We start from the raw sequence: 18158 nt of genomic DNA on the forward strand, positions 1-18158 counted from the left end.
CGCTGAATATGAATTTTTCGGGGCTTTTTGTTGACATTGGCATAAAAAATAGGGATAATATTAGCAAGAATGCTTTGAAATATTTGCCGCTTTGTTTTTGTGGACTATTTTAATATCTAGGAGTATGTAACTATGGGTATGCTGAATAAATTCAAGAATATCATGGGTGTTCCAGAAGACGACTATGATGACTACGAAGATGATATGGATTTCATCAACGCAAAATCCCAGTCCTCTTATGCTACAGCCCCCGCTGAAGAAGATTATGCGCAGGAGGGTGCTCCGCAAAAACGCAACAAGGTGGTAAACATCAACGCAACCACTTCGCTGCAGGTTGTGCTGGTTAAGCCCGAGCGCTTTGACGATGCCTCTGCTGTTGCAGACCATCTGAACGCAAAACGCACTGTCGTGCTGAACCTGGAATCCACCAATAAAGAGGTTTCTCGCCGTTTGGTAGACTTCCTCTCTGGCGTGGCTTATGCAAACAACGGCCAAATCAAACGTGTCGCCAACAGCACCTTCATCATCACCCCGTACAATGTTGATATTATGGGTGATATTTTAGATGAGCTGGAAAGCAACGGAGTTTTCTTTTAATTGAAAAGATTTTTGCCGCCCCGTACCCCGCAGGAGCAGATCTTCTGTAAACAGGTGCTGACACTGGCTGCACGCAGCGAAAAAACTACCCGCCCTTGCTTTTCTTCTTTTTTGGACGAGCGGCAGCAGCAGCTTGCCCGGGCGCAGCTTGCGGCGAACAATGCAACTCAGCACCTTTTCTTTGGCGGTTTTGATGCTGCCGAGCGAAAGGTGCTTTGCGTGTATCTGGACGAGCCACCAGAACTTTGGGAGTGGCCGTTTTATGTGGTTCGCCTGCGCTGGAAAACAGGTGGCGCAACCCTTACACACCGCGATTACCTTGGTGCTTTGATGGGTCTAGGTATTGAACGCCGCAGTCTGGGAGATTTGCTGCTTTGCGAAGATGGCGCGTATCTTTTTGTGGTAAGCACTCAAGCGCAAACGGTTTGCGATGAACTGCTGAGCGTAGGGCGTGTTTCTGTTACTGCAACGCTTTGCAGCGAATTGCCATCAGAACATGAACTGCCTCAACCCGAGCAAAAAACCATTAATGTAGCTTCTTTGCGGGTAGATGCCGTGCTCGCTGCAGTACTGCATACCAGCCGCTCAGATGCTGCTGCGCTGGTTTCGTCCGGTAAAGTGATGGTAAGCCACCTCGAAGTGGACAACCCTTCCTTTTTAATGGAAGAAGGGGACAGCCTGACGGTGCGCGGGGTGGGGAAATTCCGCCTGCAGCAAATTGGCGGCGAAAGCAAAAAAGGCCGCTTGTTTTTATCCCTCCTGCAATATTAGGTTGCCGGGGTGTCAATAAGAAAATAGTAGATCCTCAGAAAGGAATGAGATACCATGATAACGGCAGAAGAAATTCGTCAGAAAAGCTTTGAAAAATCGATGCGCGGCTACCGCCCCGAAGAGGTGGAGGCTTTTCTTGCACAGATATCCGCCACTGTAGAGCAACTTATTACAGATAAAGCGGAAACCGAGAAAAAACTGTTTGTAATGGCAGAAAAAGTAGAAGAATATCGTGCACAGGAGGAAACCGTAAAAGCAACCCTCATCAATGCACAGCGTTTGGGAGATAACGTCATTCGCGAGGCCAACCAAAAAGCTGACCGTACCCTGCGGGAGGCAGCAGCAAAAGCCCAGTATATTTTGGACACGGCTACCGAGCGTGAGCGAGAAGAAAAAGAGAACCTTAAAAAGCTAGAGACTGAGATTGCAGCATTTAAGGGCAACATTTTAAGCCTCTATCAGCAGCACATCGAGTCGCTTACTCAGCTGGACCGCCAGATGAAATATGTAGAACGCGAAGTGTTTGGCGAAGCAGCGATGCCGCAGGAAGCGGAAACTGAAAAAGAAGAAGCAACCGAAAGCGTTGTAGCTGATTCGATTGAGCACGCAGCTGAAATTGCAGACAGCTATGCTGAAACTGCTGTTGCAGAAGAGACTGAAGAGAAATTCAGCTTATAAAAGTTTACAAAATAATTTTGAGGAGAGATCACCAGTGCAGGAAGATTACAACAAGACACTGAACTTGCCTAAAACCGAGTTCAGCATGAGAGCGGGACTTCCCGTCAAAGAGCCGGTCATGCTCGAAAAATGGCTAAAAGATGACCTATACGAAAACATGGTAAAAAACAACGAGGGCAAACCGCTTTATATTCTGCACGATGGTCCTCCGTATGCCAACGGTAAAATTCATATGGGCACCGCGATGAACAAAATCTTGAAAGATATCATCGTGCGCTATAAAAACATGAATGGCTTTTGTGCGCCGTTTGTTCCCGGCTATGACACTCACGGCTTGCCCATCGAGTTGAAAGCACTCGAGGCAGCAGGAGATAATAAGTCCAACATCAGCAAACTTGAGCTTCGCCAGACTTGTAAAGATTTTGCGCTGCGTCACCTTGACATCATGTCCGGCGAATTCCAGCGTCTGGGCTGCATCGGCGACTACAAACACCCGTATGTTACCCTTGCACCCGAATTTGAGGCAACTCAGGTTCGCATTTTTGGCGAAATGGCACGCAAAGGCTATATCTACAAAGGCATGAAAGCCGTTTACTGGTGCCCCACCGACAAAACGGCTCTTGCGGAAGCAGAGATTGAATACAGCGATGATTCCTGCGATTCTATCTATGTCGGCTTCGAGGTCGTAAAAGACAACGGCGTGCTGGAAAAAGCCGGTATTCCGATGGAGAAAGCCCGTTTCGTAATCTGGACGACCACTACCTGGACACTGCCTGCAAACCTTGCTATCTGCCTTGGTCCCAACTTTGACTATGTGTTTGTCAAGGTGGGCGACACCTACTATGTAATGGCAGAAGCGCTGGTCGAAGATACCATGTCTGCTTGCGGCATCACCGAGTATGAAGTTGTAGACGGCACCTTCAAAGGTACCGACTTTGAATATATGGAAGTGCAACATCCCTTCCTCGACCGCAATTCGCTGCTCATCGTGGGCGACCACGTTACGCTGGAATCTGGCACTGGCTGTGTTCATACCGCACCGGGCCACGGCGCAGAGGACTTCGAAGTCTGCCAGAAGCATTATCCGCAGATTCCGGTTATCGTGCCGGTCGACGAGGCTGGTGTGCTGACGGAGGAGGCTGGTCCCTTCAAAGGGCTGATGGTTTGGGATGCAAACGCCGTCATTCTCGAAGCAATCAAAAAGAGCGGCCATCTGCTGGGCGTACAGCACATTGTGCATCAGTATCCGCATTGCTGGCGCTGCCATCACCCCATTATCTTCCGTGCAACAGAGCAGTGGTTCTGCAGCGTTGAGGACTTTAAGCCCGAAACCTACAAAGCGATTGAAGACGTTAAGTGGACACCGGAATGGGGCAAAGAGCGCATCACCGGCATGGTACGTGACCGCAATGACTGGTGTATCTCCCGTCAGCGCACCTGGGGCGTACCCATCCCTGTATTCTACTGCAAAAAATGCGGTAAATACCATATCACTGAGAGCTCTATCGATACCGTGGCAAAGCTGTTTGAAAAAGAGGGCAGCGATGCCTGGTACAAATATAGTGCGGACGAAATTCTGCACGGCACCGAAACCTGCCAATACTGCGGCGCGACCGAGTTTGAAAAAGACCGCGACATCATGGACGTTTGGTTCGACTCTGGTTCTTCCCACATGGCAGTTCTCGAAACCCGCCCCGAACTTACCTGGCCCTGCGACCTTTATATCGAAGGCGGCGACCAGTATCGTGGCTGGTTCCAGTCCTCGCTGCTCACTTCAGTGGCATGCCGTGGCGTTGCACCGTACAAAAACGTTGTCAGCTGCGGCTGGGTTGTAGATGGCGAAGGCCGCAAGATGTCCAAATCTCTCGGCAACGGCATCGCACCCGAAGATATCATCAAAGATTACGGCTCGGATATTGTCCGTCTGTGGGTTGCTTCCTCCGATTATCAGGTCGACGTGCGTATCAGCAAAGAAATCCTGAAACAGCTTTCTGAAGCATACCGCAAAATCCGCAATACCGCTCGTTTCATGCTCGGCAACCTCAGCGATTTTAACCCCGACACCGATATGGTCGGCGATGATAAGCTGGAAGAGCTTGATTTGTGGGCACTCGCAACTCTCGAAGAACTTGTGGATACCGCAAAAGCCGGTTACGACAACTATGACTTCCATAAAGTTTATCATAACGTCCACAAATTCTGCGTGGTCGATATGTCCAACTTCTATCTGGACGTCATCAAAGACCGTTTGTATATCAATAAACTGGATAGCGAGACTCGCCGTGCTGCGCAGACTGCAATGTACAAAGTGCTCGTCACGCTGACCAAGCTGGTTGCTCCGATTCTTGCATTTACTTCTCAGGAAATCTGGGAGGCAATCCCGGCTGCTGCATCCAAAAAGCAGTACGTTTTGTTTGAGGAAATCGGCGAGACCGGCCATTACAAGCTGACTGCAGAGCAGAAAGCAAAATGGAACGAACTCATCGCAATTCGTGATGATGTTAAGAAAGCACTGGAGCTTGCCCGTAATCAGAAGGTTATCGGTGCATCTCTGGAGGCGAAAATCGTACTGAACTGCAACGACGCTGTTTACGATTTTGCAAAACCGCTGGAAGATACCCTTGCAGAGCTCTGCATCGTGTCTAAAGCCGTTGTGCAAAAGGGCGACGCTGGCTTTAAGGGTGAGTTCGAAGGTCTCACCATTGAAGTAGAGCATATGTCTGGTGACAAATGCGAACGCTGCTGGAAGTACACCGATGACATTGGCACCCATGAAGCGCACGCAACTCTCTGCGCACGCTGTGCCACTATCATTGAAGAATAAAAAGTAACGTCGAATAGCGGTGCTCATAGTTGGCACCGCTATTTGGCATACCGAAAGGTGGAACCTCGTTGTTCATTTCGATTCTTGCGATTGCTGCTATGGTTGCGGCAGACCAGGTTGCCAAAATGCTGGCGACCCAATACCTTGCGCCGGTGGGCACCATGCCGTTTATTCCCGGTGTAATGGAGCTGCGCTATGTGCTAAACGAAGGCATGGCTTTCAGCATGCTTTCGGGTGCGCGCTGGTTTTTGATTATCGCGACCTCGGCTGCGTTGCTGGCGTTGCTTTGGTTTGTTTTCTTCCGTCGCAATAAGCTGAAAACGCTGGAATATGTATCGTTGCTGCTCATCATTGGCGGCGGTATCGGCAATTTAATCGACCGCGTACTGTACGGCTATGTTGTCGATTTCTTCGCGACAACCTTTGTAAACTTTGCCGTATTTAACGTTGCAGACTGTTTTGTTTGCATTGGCGTTGGGCTGCTGATGGTTGCCGTAATTTTTGAAGAATATCAAAACTATAAAAAGAAAAAAGCGGAGGGCCCCACCGATGCCGCGTGAAAAAAAGATTTTCCGTGTACCGGAAAATCTTTCGGGCGCGCGCATGGATGCTTGTGTGGCTGCACTTTGCGAAGAGCTGACGCGTAGCCTTGCGCAGCAGCTGATTGCAGAAGGCGCCGTCTTGCTGTGTGGTAAACCAGCTGTAAAGAGTACTCGCGCAAAAGCAGGGGATGAAATTACGATAATTTTGCCTGAGCTGCGTGAGGTAGAACTCGAAGCACAGGATATTCCGCTGGAAATCGTTTATGAGGACAAGGATCTGCTCGTAGTTAATAAACCCAAAGGTATGGTGGTTCACCCCGCACCCGGCAATCCGGACGGCACGTTGGTGAACGCCCTCATGTACCACTGCAAGGGCAGCCTTTCCGGTATCAACGGCGAATTGCGGCCCGGCATCGTTCATCGCATCGATAAAGATACCAGTGGCCTGCTGGTGGTTGCAAAAAACGATACGGCGCACGTTCATCTTTCCGAACAGCTTTCCCGGCACGCAATGACGCGTGTTTATCAGGCGGTAGTGTATGGGAGATTGAAAGAACCGCAAGGTATTATTGAAGCCTCCATTGGACGAAGCCAAAAAGACCGCAAAAAAATGGCAGTGACTGACAAAAATGCAAAAAATGCGGTAACAACCTATAAAACAATTGCACAGTATAACAGCTTTACACACATTGAGCTGCGCTTAAAAACAGGGCGCACGCATCAAATTCGTGTGCATATGGCGCATATTGGGCATCCGGTGGCTGGTGACCCTGTTTATGGTCCCAAGTCCGTCATTACAGAGCTGGGGGGTCAGTGCCTGCACGCGGGCACCTTAGGGTTTATCCACCCCGCCACAAGCGAGTATATGGAGTTTACTGCTCCACTGCCGGAATATTTCACTCGTTTTATTGCGAAGCTGAAATAAGAGAACAAAGCTTTTGTCAAAATTGCAGAAAGGCAGGCCGAATATGATTCAAAGTTTGAATGAGCTGCTGGTCATCAGCGACATTGATAATACGCTGCTTTCGGTACCTGAGGCAATTCCTGCCTGCAACCGCGAGATGATTCGACTATTCAATCGTTTGGGCGGACATTTTACCGTGGCAACAGGCAGAACGGTTGCTTCTGTGCGGCCGTTTTTAAAAGAAATTGAGCTTAGTGCACCCGCCATTTTATACGGTGGAGGCATGCTGTATGACTTTAACAAAGACATCCCCGTAGACGTTACTTTCATTGATAAAATCTCTGCCAAAGCGGCACTGCGTGACCTGCTTGCAGCTTTTCCGCGTGTGGGAGCAGAGATTATGACCGACAGCGGGCGACTTTATGTGGTAAATCCTAACGAGCAGACTGTACGCCACACCCACGAAGAGAGCCTTGATTACGTGGTATGTGATTTGGACGATGTTCCTGGCGAATGGCATAAAGTGTTGCTTGCAGACTCTGCTGCGGCACTTGCGCCGGTACAGCAATTTGCGCAGGAACACTCTTACGAGAACCTTTACTTTTTACCTACCAATTCTGTTTATTTTGAGTTGATGCCGAAAGGCGCGACCAAAGGAACCGCGTTAAAAAAGCTTTCATCCTGGACGGGTATCGCGCTTGAAAATATTTACGCCGTCGGAGATTACTATAATGATATTGAGCTGCTGCGTACCGCTGGCCATGGCATCGCGATTGGCAATGCGGTTGCAGAAGTTAAACTGGTGTGTGAGCGCACTGTTCTGCCCTGTACAGACGGGGGTGTAGCTGAACTGCTTTACAGCTTAATTAAACAGTTTTCCAAGTAATTTTTATATTTCTATCAGCAAACAGGAGGAAACACATGCAAGCAAATGAAAAAAAGCGTCTGGCTAAGATTGCAAACGAAATCCGTCAGGGCGCAGTGACCGGTGTATATCACGCAAAAGCGGGACATCCCGGCGGCTCACTGTCCATTGCAGACACGCTGAGCTACCTGTACTTTAAAGAGATGAAAGTTGACCCACAAAACCCGAAATGGGAAGAGCGTGATCGCTTTGTGCTTTCTAAAGGGCATACCTGCCCGGGCCTGTATGCTGCTTTGGCAGAGCGTGGCTTTTTCCCGAAAGAGGAGCTGCTTCAGCTTCGCCATTTGGGCGCACTGCTGCAGGGCCATCCGGATATGAAACATATCCCTGGCATCGATATGACCACTGGCAGCCTCGGCCAAGGAATTTCTGCGGCTGTGGGCATGGCACTTTGCGGAAAACTTTATCAAAAAGATTACCGTGTCTTTGTTGTCCTCGGTGATGGTGAATGCGAAGAGGGTCAGGTTTGGGAGGCCGCAATGCTGGCTGGCAACCGTGGCCTGGATAATCTGATTGCTGTAGTCGACTACAATAACCTGCAGATTGACGGCACTTTGGAAGAGGTAAACTCTCCGATGCCGATTGATGAGAAATTCGCAGCATTCGGCTGGAATGTTTTCCTTGCCGATGCACATGATTTTGACAGCCTTGAAGCTGCATTTGAGGGCGCAAAAGCCTCCAAAAAACCGGCAGTTGTTGTGCAGAAGTCTGTAAAAGGCAAAGGCGTTTCTTTTATGGAGAATAACGCTGGCTGGCACGGCAAAGCACCGAATGATAAAGAATACGAGCAGGCAATGCAGGAACTTCGCGCTGCCGCAGCATCTTTGGAGGGTTAAACGATGAGTGAAGTAGTAAAAATTGCAACCCGAGACGCTTACGGTAAAGCCCTGGCAGAACTGGGAGAAAAAAATCACGACGTTGTTGTTTTAGATGCAGACCTTGCTGGCGCAACCAAAACCGGCGTATTTAAAGCGGCATTTCCCGAGCGTTTTATCGATTGCGGCATTGCAGAAGGCAACATGATTGGCGTAGCTGCCGGTATTGCTGCAGAGGGTAAAATCCCGTTTGCTTCCAGCTTTGCGATGTTTGCGGCAGGTCGTGCTTTCGAGCAGATTCGTAACTCGGTTGGCTACCCGCATCTGAACGTCAAAGTCGGCGCGACCCACGCAGGCGTTTCGGTAGGCGAGGACGGTGCGACCCACCAGTGCAACGAAGACATCGCGCTGATGCGTACCATTCCTGGTATGGTTGTGCTAAACCCGGCTGACGCAGTGGAAGCACGTGCCGCTGTATTTGCAGCCGCCGAACATCAAGGACCGGTCTATCTGCGCTTTGGTCGTCTTGCGGTTCCCGTAATCAACGATCGCCCCGACTACAAATTTCAAATCGGCAAAGCGATTACGCTGCGTGAGGGCACCGATGTTACCATTATCGCTACTGGCCTAATGGTAAACGAAGCTTTGATGGCCGCAGAGCAGCTGGAAGCAAAAGGCATCTCTGCTCGCATTGTGAATATGCATACCATCAAACCGATCGACGCTGAAACAGTGAAAAAAGCGGCCGCAGAAACCAAAGGTATTGTAACCGCAGAAGAGCATAGTGTCATCGGCGGCTTGTACAGCGCCGTTTGTGAAGTGCTTTGCACAGAGGGCGCTGCTGTTAAAGTTGCACCTGTTGCAGTTATGGACACCTTCGGTCAGTCGGGCCCGGGCGCGAAACTGCTTGAGTTCTATGGCCTTTCTGCTGAGCACATCGTGCAGGAAGCAGAAAAGCTCTGCCGATAAAATGAACCGTCGGTATCACAAGCTGTTTTGCGTATTTGCGCTGGCAGCAGTAACGCTTGCAGCACTGCTGTACTATCCGCCGTTGGCGGGTGGTACGCAGCCGGTTGGCGGCGAACTGCTTTTGTCCGGCACTTTGGCAGATGGAAAACTAAATGTCAATACAGCAACTGCGGAGCAGCTTCAGCTGCTGCCGGGGATTGGGGCAGAGAAGGCGCATGCCATCGTGGAATACCGCGAAGAGCAGGGCGCCTTTGCCTCTATTGAAGCGCTGATGCAGGTACGAGGAATCGGCAGTGCCATATTTGAAGATATTAAAACGGAAATTTGTGTGTAGCAAAAGGGAAGGGAAACAGGATGGAAACGGCCTCTGAGGGCATTTTTATCAATCGCGAGCTGAGCTGGCTGGCGTTCGACACCCGTGTGCTGGAGCTAGCAAAAGACAAATCAGTCCCCCTTGCAGAACAGCTGAATTTTGCTGGCATTTTTGCAAGTAACCTGGATGAATTTTTTATGATTCGGGTAGGGTCTTTGTTTGACCAAACGCTTTTGAAAGAAGAAAAGCGTGAAAACAAAACCAATATGACACCTACCGCACAGTTGCATGCGATTATGGCACAGGTGCGCAATGACCAGGAAAAGTGCGACCATATTTTGTCTAAGCTGTTTGCGCACCTAACGCTTTATGGCTACGAACGTGCAGATTTTTCTAAAATGAGTAAAGAAGAGGAGCACCGCTGGAAAAAGTATTTTACTGATGAACTGTATCCTGTCTTGTCTCCTCAAATCATTGACCGGCGCCATCCGTTTCCTTTTTTGCGCAACCTGGATGTTTATGTGGGTGCGCGATTTAAAGTAAAAAACGGCAATGCAGAAACGTTGGGCATTATCCCCATCAGCAACCAGTATGACAGGATTATCTATTACAAAGGAAAAAGCGGAAAAACACATTTCGCGTTTGTAGAAGATATTGTACTGCATTTTGCAGAACAGGCTTTCGGTAAATATACTTTGCTGGACAAAGGTCTTTTCCGCGTTACCCGCAACGCAGATATCAATGTGGAAGAGGGAATGCTCGACCATGACATTGACTACCGCGAAGTAATGCGTGAACTGCTGAAAAAGCGGAGAAAACTGGCGGCGGTTAGGTTGCAGGTTTCCAATAAAACCTCGCAGGAGTTGGTGGACATGCTTTGCCAAAAGCTGCTGCTGGAAGAGCGGAATTGCTTTTTTCAGTCTGCACCGCTTGATATGAGCTTTGTGAGGCCGCTTTGCAATCACCTCGCAAAAGATAATCTCTCGCAACTTTTTTATCTTCCCAGGCGTCCGGCACTTCCGGGTGCCGGCTTTCGTTTAGCAGAAGCCGTTCAGCAACAGGACCAACTGCTATGTTTCCCGTATCAGAGTATTCGGCCATTTGTGGAGATGCTGTGGGATGCAGCAAACGACCCCAGCGTTATTTCGATTAAAATGACGCTTTACCGGGTGGCCACGGAATCCAAGATTATCGAAGCGCTCATTCGTGCTGCGGAAAACGGCAAAGAAGTCGTTACGATTGTAGAGTTGCGGGCGCGCTTTGATGAGCAAAATAATATCGATTGGTCAAAGCAGCTTGAGAATGCAGGCTGCACCGTAATTTATGGTTTTGAGGACTATAAAGTGCACTCGAAACTAACCTTAATTACCCGTAAAGTAAAAGACCAGTACAAGTATATCGCGCAAATCGGAACCGGCAACTATAACGAAAAAACGGCAGAGCTGTATGCGGATTACAGTTTCCTTACCACCAATCAGGAACTTGCAGAAGAAGTTGCAACCGTTTTTCACGATTTGGCAGTAGAGCATAAAACCGAACAGACCAATCGGTTGCTGGTTGCGCCTTATTGTTTTAAATCGGTGCTTTTGAAAGAAATCGCAGAAGAAATTGCGGCAAAGGGCCGCGGTGAACCGGCTTCCATCATCATCAAATGCAATTCTGTAAGCGATAAAGAGCTGATTGAGGCACTTTCACAGGCGAGCATCGCAGAAGTGCCTGTGGAGATGATTGTGCGCGGCATCTGCTGCCTGAAGGCTGGCATACCGGGTAAAACTGACCACATCACCGTGCGCAGTATTGTAGGGAGATACCTAGAACACGGGCGCATCTATTCGTTTGGCACCGGTTCTCGCCAGCGCATTTACATTGCTTCGGGAGACTTTTTAACGCGCAATACAGAGCGGCGTGTTGAAGTGGGCGTGCGGATAGACGCCCCGGAAATCAAACAGACGCTCAATGATATTTTAAAATTACAGCTTGCCGATAACTGCAGCTGCCGCATAATGCAGCCGGACGGAAGCTATAAAAAGAATACGCACAAAGAATATGAGCCGGCGGTGGACAGCCAGATGGAGATGTATCGCTATCTGGCAGATGCATGGCAAAAAGTCATTCCTTCTATTACGGAGCCGCGAGAACTGCGTATTCCTAAAACAGGCCTACTCGGAAAGATGCGCAAACTGCTGCGTCAATCCAAATAATAATACCGGAGGCGAGCTACTTGAATTTGATTAAACAAAAACGCGAACTGAACGCGGTAACTACAATGCTGACACTGGAAGCCCCAGAAGTTGCAGCAAAAGCATTACCCGGACAGTTCGTTATCGTCCGCAGCGGAGAGCTGGGAGAACGCATTCCTTTGACCATTGCGGATTATGACCGTGTTGCTGGAACAATTTCTATCATCTTTCAAAAAGTCGGTGCTTCTACCATGGCACTGGGCGCGTTACAGGAAGGGGAAATGCTGACCGATCTCGCCGGCCCGTTGGGCACGCCTACCGAGCTGGAAGGCTACCGTAAAGTAGCTGTTGTCGGCGGCGGTGTTGGTTGCGCAATCGCTTATCCGCAGGCAAAATTTTTGCATGCAGAAGGCGCAGACGTTACCCTGATTGCTGGCTTTCGCACCAAAGAGATTGTCATTTTGGAGGACGAAATGCGCCGAGCAAGCACTACGCTGCGGCTTGCCACCGATGATGGCAGCTATGGCGAGCATGGCTTTGTGACGAACATCTTAAAAGATTGCATCGACTCTGGCTCTGCATTTGATGCCGTTATTGCAATCGGCCCGGTGCCGATGATGCGTGCTGTTGCAGAGCTGACCCGCCCCTACGGTATCAAAACGATCGTCAGCCTGAATCCCATCATGATTGATGGTACCGGTATGTGTGGCGGCTGCCGGGTAACAGTAGGCGGACAGGTGAAGTTTGCCTGTGTGGATGGCCCGGACTTTGACGGTCACGAGGTCGACTTTGCAGAGCTGGCTCACCGTAATGCTAACTTTAAAGCGCGCGAAGGCCATGCTAGAGACGCAGCTTGCCGCCTGCTAAACCAGCAATAAACGTTGCGCACTATGCCGACGTATCCGGGCGCCACAGGGTGGTCGCCCAATAGATGGGAAAGGAATGGATACATAAACTATGCCGAATCTTTCAACTGAAAAACAGCCGATGCCGATGCAGCCTGCCGTGGTACGCCGCGGTAACTTTGAAGAGGTAGAACTTGGCTATACTGCAGAGCAAGCCGCCGAAGAGGCAGCGCGCTGCTTAAACTGCAAAGCAAAACCTTGTGTTGCCGGTTGCCCGGTAGGGGTCGAAATTCCTCGTTTTATTGAAAAGCTGAGCGAGGGTGACCTCAAAGGCGCTTACGACGTAATTGCGGAGAGTTCTTCACTGCCTGCGGTGTGTGGTCGTGTTTGCCCGCAGGAGAGCCAGTGCGAGATGCAGTGTGTGCGCGGCAAAAAAGGCGAGCCGGTTGCTATTGGCCGACTGGAACGCTATGTTGCCGATTGGCACAATGCACAGACGGAAACCACCGCAGCAAAGCCTGCTGCGAGCGGTAAAAAAGTAGCGGTCATCGGTGCCGGGCCTGCGGGCCTTGCCTGTGCAGGTGACCTTGCCCGGGCTGGCCATGCCGTTACGATTTACGAATCGCTGCACCTTGCAGGCGGCGTGCTTTCTTACGGTATTCCGGAATTCCGTCTGCCCAAGCGCATTGTTGCAAAAGAAGTCAGCGAGCTGGAGCAGCTGGGTGTTGAAATTCATACCAATAGTGTAATTGGTAAGCTGCGATCGGTAGAAGAACTGCTGGACACCTTTGACGCTGTTTTTATCTCTACCGGTGCAGGTTTGCCCAACTTTATGGGCATCCCCGGCGAAATGCTGCTCGGCGTATACTCTGCCAATGAGTTTTTGACTCGCATCAATTTGATGAAGGCATACCTGCCGGATGCGGCGACCCCGCTGAACCCGGTACACAAGGTTGCCGTTGTCGGCGGCGGCAATGTGGCGATGGACGCTGCACGCTGCGCCCTGCGTATGGGTGCGGAGGAGGTTTCCATCGTTTATCGGCGCAGCATGGAAGAGATGCCCGCACGTAAAGAGGAAGTGCATCACGCAGAAGAGGAAGGCATTCGCTTTGCCACCCTCATTAACCCCACCGAGATTTTGGGAGACGAAGAGGGCCGTGTGCGCGGTTTGCGTTGCATCCGGATGACGCTGGGCGAGCCGGATGCCTCTGGCCGTCGCCGCCCGATTGAGCAGCCCGGTTCGGAATTCGATTTGGAGGTCGATACCGTCATCATGGCAATTGGCACTTCGCCGAATCCGCTTATCAAAAATACTACCCCGAGCCTGGAAGTCAACCGCCGTGGGTGCTTTGTGGTAGACGAGCAGATGCATACCTCGAAAGACGCGGTATGGGCCGGCGGTGATGCCGTCACCGGTGCTGCAACCGTTATTTCTGCAATGGGTGCGGGCAAAACCGCAGCCGCTGCCATCAATGAGTATTTAGCCAATAATAATTAAAATGCTTTTGCCGCCTTACAGTGTTTTGCTGTAGGGCGGTTTTGTTTTATGCCAAAACCAAAATGTGCAGCAATCCCACCTCATATTGCTGCGGCCTCTTTCATAGATATAAAAGGAGCAGGCCGCATAAAACTGCCTGTGGACAGTGAATAAAACACGAACAAAAATTTGCAACAACTTGCCCTGTACAAAACCTGGCAAGGAGGGGAGAACGGTATGTGGAAGAAGGAAGAAGAGGATGCCGGCTTTGTGCCGCCAAAGAAGCTGAAAGAAGAACTGCCAAAGACTCCGGCAGGCGGCGTAATTGCCGTACAATGCAGCATTGCCGCTATTGTGTTGGGTGCTGTTTTTTTACTTCGACTGCTTGCTCCGCCGGTGTTTTCCGGGTTTGCGACCCAGTATCTGGATTATCTTGAAACGGGCACGCCAATGACCTCAACAGAACAAATCTATCGCTTTGCTTCTGCTGGGCTCAAAAGCGCACAAGAGGCAGTTGCCGCATTTGCCGCTTCATTGGAAAATAAACCCGTTGCAGCAGGTGGCCAGTATGAAATTACGCATTCGGAGTACTTGAAAACGGTAACCACCGGTCCTTATTTTTTAAGTGACCGCGCCTACGTGCCAGTACAAGGCACCGTGACCTCACCCTTTGGTTACCGCACACATCCTATTACGGGTAAAGATGACTTCCACACCGGCATTGATTTGGCTGTTCCCAAAGGGACAGAAATTGGCGTTGCTTTTTCGGGTGTGGTAGCAGAAACTGGGTATAATAAAATCAACGGCAACTATGTAATGGTGGTGCACTCCGGCACAGTGGCAACGGCTTATTGCCACTTGGATCGCATTGGTGTAAAAGTGGGCGACCAGCTCAAGCGTGGTGAAACCCTCGGCCTTGTGGGCGAAACCGGCATGGCAACAGGGCCGCACCTGCATTTTGAACTGTACATCAACGGCGTGCGGGTAGACCCGGCCCCGGCCCTTGGACTATGAAAACCCGAAGAGAACGGGCCCAGACTGTCTTGCTCTGCGCCGTGTTAGTGCTTGCCTTCGCGTTCGACCGCGCTTGCCTCTTTCGGTATGCGTTGCTGGCTGCGGTATTGCATGAGGCGGGGCATATTGTAGCGTTTTTGCTTTTATGCAAAAGGATGCCGCGCCTGCGCTTTGGTGTTACCGGCATTGCAATGAACATTGACGGGGAGCGATTATCACTGCGGCGCGAGGTGCTTTTGCTGCTTGCCGGGCCGCTGACCAATTTCATTGTTGCGGGTGTGACGTTTGGTATTGTACTGACACATGCGTCTTACGGTGGATACTTTTTTGCCTGCGAAAACCTTTTGATGGGGCTTTTCAATCTGCTCCCCATCGGCATGCTGGATGGCGGACGGCTTTTGGAAAACTTGATTGGCCCCGGCGCGGCGCTCATTTCGTTGGCAAGCGTAGCCGGGCTTTGCCTTACGGTGGGTATTTTGCTTTATTACTATGGAGCAGCTTCCTTGGCAGGGCTCATTTATGGGCTGATACTCTTATTCCTTGCACTGCGCGTATTACGCGGCTGATTGCAAAGAAAGCACTTTTTTGGTATACTATCTCTATTAAACGATTCCATAAGGCCGGGAGCGTTGTGCTTCCGGCTTTTACAGCGTAGCGGTAAGGGACAAGCTTTGCTGCTACGCTGGTTGTAAAGGAAGGAAACAAAAGATGATGGAGAAAAAATTGCGGCAGGCTCTTTCTGCCGTTCAAAAGCCGGGGCGCTACACCGGCGGCGAGCCGGGCAGCGTTTACAAAGACCCTGCCTTGATGGATTGCCGCTTTGCGTTCTGTTTTCCCGACACATATGAAGTAGGTATGTCATTTTTGGGAATGAAAGTACTTTACGAAGTGCTGAATGCCCGAGAAAACATCTGGTGCGAGCGTGCCTTTATGCCGTGGGTAGATATGCTTGATGAGATGAAAAAGCTGGATTTACCCCTTTATGCACTGGAGAGCAAAACGCCTTTGAATCAGTTTGACATTGTCGGCTTTACGTTGCAGTACGAACTGTCTTATACCAATATTCTGGCCATGCTCGAGCTTTCAGGCATTCCGTTTTACAGCAAAGACCGCGGCGAAGAAATGCCGCTAATTGTAGCGGGCGGTCCCTGCACCTGCAATGCGGAGCCTCTTGCAGACTTTTTCGATGCGATGATGCTCGGCGAAGGCGAAGAACAGCTTCCCGCCCTGTGTGATGAAGTCATCAAAGCAAAAAAAGAGGGTATCCCAAAAGAAGAGTTGCTGCGCCGTCTTGCAAAAATTAAAGGCGTTTATGTACCGTCGCTTTATCTCGTGGCCTATAACCCCGATGGCACGATTAAATGTGTGACGCCGAAACCGGACAGCGGTGCGCCGGAGCTGATTGAAAAGGCAATTTTGCCGAACTTCCGCCACACCCCGCTGCCGACTAATTTTACGGTACCGATGGTTGGCGCAGTGCACGACCGCGCCATGGTAGAAGTTTTGCGCGGCTGTGTGCGTGGCTGCCGTTTTTGCCAGGCTGGTTTTATCTATCGCCCCATGCGTGAGCGCGACGCTGATTTGCTGGATTCTTCTGCACGCGATTTGTGCCGCAACACCGGCTATGAAGAAGTTTCGCTGACCAGTCTTTCTACCAGTGACCACAGCCAGTTGGAACCACTGCTGGACAAGCTGCTGACCTGGACGGAGGGCAAGCACGTAAACATCGCACTGCCGTCTCTGCGTATTGACAATTTCTCGGAAAGCCTGATTGAAAAGACTACCCGCGTGCGCAAAAGTGGTTTAACCTTTGCGCCGGAAGCGGGCACTCAGCGTCTGCGTGATGTCATTAACAAAAACGTCACGATGGAAGAGATTGAGCGCAGCTGTACGTTGGCTTTTTCCAAAGGCTACACTTCCGTCAAACTCTATTTCATGATGGGCCTGCCCACTGAGACGCTGGAAGACATCGCCGGTATTGCAGAAACCGCACAGCGTGTGGTGGACCTTTACTATCAGAACCCCGGCAAAGCCAAAGGGCGCGGTGTCAGTGTTTCTATCAGCGTTTCGTGCTTTGTACCCAAGCCGTTTACACCGTTCCAGTTTGCTGCACAGGACACGATGGAGCAGCTGCGTGAAAAGCAGCAATACCTGCTGTCCTGCGTAAAGAGTAAAAAAATCTCGGTCAGCTACCACGATGCTAAAATCAGCTTTTTGGAAGCCGTTTTTGCAAAAGGCAATCGCCGTCTTTCCAAAGTGCTGGTTAAAGCTTACGAGCGCGGCTGCTATTTCGATGGCTGGGGTGAGCATTTTAAATTCAATACCTGGTGCGAAGCTTTCCGCGATTGCGGTATTGACATGGCGTTCTTTGCCAATCGTCCGATTCCGTTTGACGAAATTACTCCCTGGGAGCATTTTGGCTACGGCGTAACAAAGGATTTCTTGATTGAAGAGTATAACCGCGCGGTGGAAGCAACCACAACGATGCCCTGCAACAAAAAATGCAGTGGCTGCGGCGCAAACAATCTGATGGGGGGAGGGAAATGCGTTGCATTTGATCAGAGTAGGGTTCACTAAAGAGCAGGAGGCCTGTTACATTTCCCACCTGGATTTGCAGAGGGTAATTCAGCGCGCGCTGAAAAAAGCAGAGATTCCCACTTGGTACACACAAGGCTTTAACCCGCATGTGTACCTGACCTTTGCATTGCCGCTCTCTTTGGGGCAAAGCAGTACCTGCGAAACTTTTGACTATAAAACAGAAGCTGAATTTGACAGCGAAACCGTGTATTACAAGCTCAACGAGGCGCTGCCGCGCGGTATTCGCGTCTATGATGTGCATCCGGCCGTCATGGATCCGAACGTAATCACCTATGCACGCTATCTCGTACGGTTTACAGGTGACAGCGCGGAGATTACGCAAAAGCTGGAGGCGTTTCGTGCTCTCAGTGAAGCGATTGTCTACAAGAAAACCAAAAAAGGTACGCAAAAGCCGGTTGATTTGATGGAGCACCTGGTAAAGTGGTCTGCTGAGCCGACCGAAGAGGGCGTACTGCTGGACTTGACATTGCCGGCAGGCAACCAGTTCAGTCTCAACCCGGATTTCATCATCGCTTACCTTGCGGAAAACTATGGCATTGACCCGTTTGAGGTTTCCATCTGCCGCACCGCAGTATACAATGCTGAATTTGAGAATTTCGTCTAAAAGCCTTGATTTTACTGGGCTTGTGTGGTAATATATTTAGGCGTTAGTGCCGCCGGTAACCATCCGGCGGGGTAATGACACATCATTAAACAGACAGTCCTC

Annotated in this window: 17 protein-coding genes; all 17 read left to right on the forward strand. The window is 50.4% G+C overall.

Features of this window, described 5'->3' with window-relative positions; all coding sequences use genetic code 11:
* The first annotated feature begins 132 nt into the window (after positions 1-132).
* The 17 genes from C1A11_RS00600 to C1A11_RS00680 all read left to right on the forward strand — a co-directional run bounded on the left by C1A11_RS00600 (position 133) and on the right by C1A11_RS00680 (position 18056).
* Positions 133-597, forward strand: coding sequence for a cell division protein SepF (locus C1A11_RS00600; RefSeq protein WP_102048494.1), 465 nt, complete (start codon positions 133-135; stop codon positions 595-597).
* The gene (locus C1A11_RS00605) at positions 598-1368 is read left to right on the forward strand and encodes a YlmH family RNA-binding protein (RefSeq protein ID WP_102048495.1); all 771 of its coding nucleotides are present in this window, start codon (positions 598-600) and stop codon (positions 1366-1368) included.
* Positions 1369-1422: 54 nt separating this feature from the next.
* Positions 1423-2046 (forward strand): DivIVA domain-containing protein, encoded by a 624-nt coding sequence (locus C1A11_RS00610; RefSeq protein WP_102048496.1) that lies wholly within the window; start codon positions 1423-1425, stop codon positions 2044-2046.
* Positions 2047-2080: 34 nt separating this feature from the next.
* The gene (gene ileS / locus C1A11_RS00615) at positions 2081-4870 is read left to right on the forward strand and encodes an isoleucine--tRNA ligase (protein ID WP_278335957.1); all 2790 of its coding nucleotides are present in this window, start codon (positions 2081-2083) and stop codon (positions 4868-4870) included.
* A gap of 68 nt (positions 4871-4938) precedes the next feature.
* Positions 4939-5430 carry a signal peptidase II gene (lspA, locus tag C1A11_RS00620; RefSeq protein ID WP_242965778.1) on the forward strand — a complete coding sequence of 164 codons (492 nt, stop codon included), beginning with the start codon at positions 4939-4941 and terminating at the stop codon, positions 5428-5430.
* The gene (locus C1A11_RS00625; RefSeq protein WP_102048497.1) at positions 5420-6337 is read left to right on the forward strand and encodes an RluA family pseudouridine synthase; all 918 of its coding nucleotides are present in this window, start codon (positions 5420-5422) and stop codon (positions 6335-6337) included. The genes lspA and C1A11_RS00625 overlap by 11 nt, the downstream gene beginning before the upstream one ends.
* A gap of 43 nt (positions 6338-6380) precedes the next feature.
* Positions 6381-7202 carry an HAD family hydrolase gene (locus C1A11_RS00630; protein WP_102048498.1) on the forward strand — a complete coding sequence of 274 codons (822 nt, stop codon included), beginning with the start codon at positions 6381-6383 and terminating at the stop codon, positions 7200-7202.
* A gap of 5 nt (positions 7203-7207) precedes the next feature.
* The gene (locus C1A11_RS00635; RefSeq protein ID WP_278335967.1) at positions 7208-8077 is read left to right on the forward strand and encodes a transketolase; all 870 of its coding nucleotides are present in this window, start codon (positions 7208-7210) and stop codon (positions 8075-8077) included.
* Positions 8078-8080: 3 nt separating this feature from the next.
* Entirely contained in the window at positions 8081-9025 is a 945-nt protein-coding gene (locus tag C1A11_RS00640; RefSeq protein ID WP_102048500.1) for a transketolase family protein, read from the forward strand.
* A gap of 1 nt (position 9026) precedes the next feature.
* On the forward strand, positions 9027-9359 hold the full coding sequence (locus C1A11_RS00645) for a ComEA family DNA-binding protein (protein WP_102048501.1): 333 nt from the start codon (positions 9027-9029) through the stop codon (positions 9357-9359).
* Between the two features lie 20 nt (positions 9360-9379).
* Complete coding sequence (gene ppk1 / locus C1A11_RS00650; protein ID WP_102048502.1) at positions 9380-11539, forward strand: polyphosphate kinase 1; 2160 nt, start codon at positions 9380-9382, stop codon at positions 11537-11539.
* A 20-nt stretch (positions 11540-11559) separates the two neighbouring features.
* Positions 11560-12396 carry a sulfide/dihydroorotate dehydrogenase-like FAD/NAD-binding protein gene (locus C1A11_RS00655; RefSeq protein ID WP_102048503.1) on the forward strand — a complete coding sequence of 279 codons (837 nt, stop codon included), beginning with the start codon at positions 11560-11562 and terminating at the stop codon, positions 12394-12396.
* 79 nt (positions 12397-12475) lie between these two features.
* Positions 12476-13861: an NADPH-dependent glutamate synthase gene (gene gltA, locus C1A11_RS00660; RefSeq protein WP_102048504.1), complete on the forward strand. Its 1386-nt coding sequence runs from the start codon at positions 12476-12478 to the stop codon at positions 13859-13861.
* Positions 13862-14077: 216 nt separating this feature from the next.
* A complete protein-coding gene (locus tag C1A11_RS00665; protein ID WP_102048505.1) occupies positions 14078-14854 on the forward strand; it encodes a M23 family metallopeptidase in 777 nt (258 codons plus the stop codon).
* Positions 14851-15420 (forward strand): site-2 protease family protein, encoded by a 570-nt coding sequence (locus C1A11_RS00670; RefSeq protein WP_145995683.1) that lies wholly within the window; start codon positions 14851-14853, stop codon positions 15418-15420. Before C1A11_RS00665 ends, C1A11_RS00670 begins: the two co-directional genes overlap by 4 nt.
* A gap of 142 nt (positions 15421-15562) precedes the next feature.
* Positions 15563-17431: a TIGR03960 family B12-binding radical SAM protein gene (locus tag C1A11_RS00675; RefSeq protein ID WP_102048507.1), complete on the forward strand. Its 1869-nt coding sequence runs from the start codon at positions 15563-15565 to the stop codon at positions 17429-17431.
* Positions 17403-18056 (forward strand): TIGR03936 family radical SAM-associated protein, encoded by a 654-nt coding sequence (locus C1A11_RS00680; protein WP_102048508.1) that lies wholly within the window; start codon positions 17403-17405, stop codon positions 18054-18056. Before C1A11_RS00675 ends, C1A11_RS00680 begins: the two co-directional genes overlap by 29 nt.
* Positions 18057-18158 lie beyond the last annotated feature (102 nt).

Source organism: Pygmaiobacter massiliensis (assembly GCF_900199435.1).
Taxonomy (GTDB): Bacteria; Bacillota; Clostridia; order Oscillospirales; family Ruminococcaceae; genus Pygmaiobacter; species Pygmaiobacter massiliensis.

Excerpts from the sequence above, each read along its gene's own strand:
- C1A11_RS00675 (WP_102048507.1), top strand. The coding sequence starts at position 15,563 with ATGATGGAGAAAAAATTGCGGCAGGCTCTTTCTGCCGTTCAAAAGCCG.
- C1A11_RS00600 (WP_102048494.1), top strand. The coding sequence starts at position 133 with ATGGGTATGCTGAATAAATTCAAGAATATCATGGGTGTTCCAGAAGAC.
- C1A11_RS00670 (WP_145995683.1), top strand. The coding sequence starts at position 14,851 with ATGAAAACCCGAAGAGAACGGGCCCAGACTGTCTTGCTCTGCGCCGTG.
- C1A11_RS00645 (WP_102048501.1), top strand. The coding sequence starts at position 9,027 with ATGAACCGTCGGTATCACAAGCTGTTTTGCGTATTTGCGCTGGCAGCA.
- C1A11_RS00610 (WP_102048496.1), top strand. The coding sequence starts at position 1,423 with ATGATAACGGCAGAAGAAATTCGTCAGAAAAGCTTTGAAAAATCGATG.
- C1A11_RS00625 (WP_102048497.1), top strand. The coding sequence starts at position 5,420 with ATGCCGCGTGAAAAAAAGATTTTCCGTGTACCGGAAAATCTTTCGGGC.
- C1A11_RS00630 (WP_102048498.1), top strand. The coding sequence starts at position 6,381 with ATGATTCAAAGTTTGAATGAGCTGCTGGTCATCAGCGACATTGATAAT.
- gltA (WP_102048504.1), top strand. The coding sequence starts at position 12,476 with ATGCCGAATCTTTCAACTGAAAAACAGCCGATGCCGATGCAGCCTGCC.
- C1A11_RS00665 (WP_102048505.1), top strand. The coding sequence starts at position 14,078 with ATGTGGAAGAAGGAAGAAGAGGATGCCGGCTTTGTGCCGCCAAAGAAG.
- C1A11_RS00640 (WP_102048500.1), top strand. The coding sequence starts at position 8,081 with ATGAGTGAAGTAGTAAAAATTGCAACCCGAGACGCTTACGGTAAAGCC.
- ppk1 (WP_102048502.1), top strand. The coding sequence starts at position 9,380 with ATGGAAACGGCCTCTGAGGGCATTTTTATCAATCGCGAGCTGAGCTGG.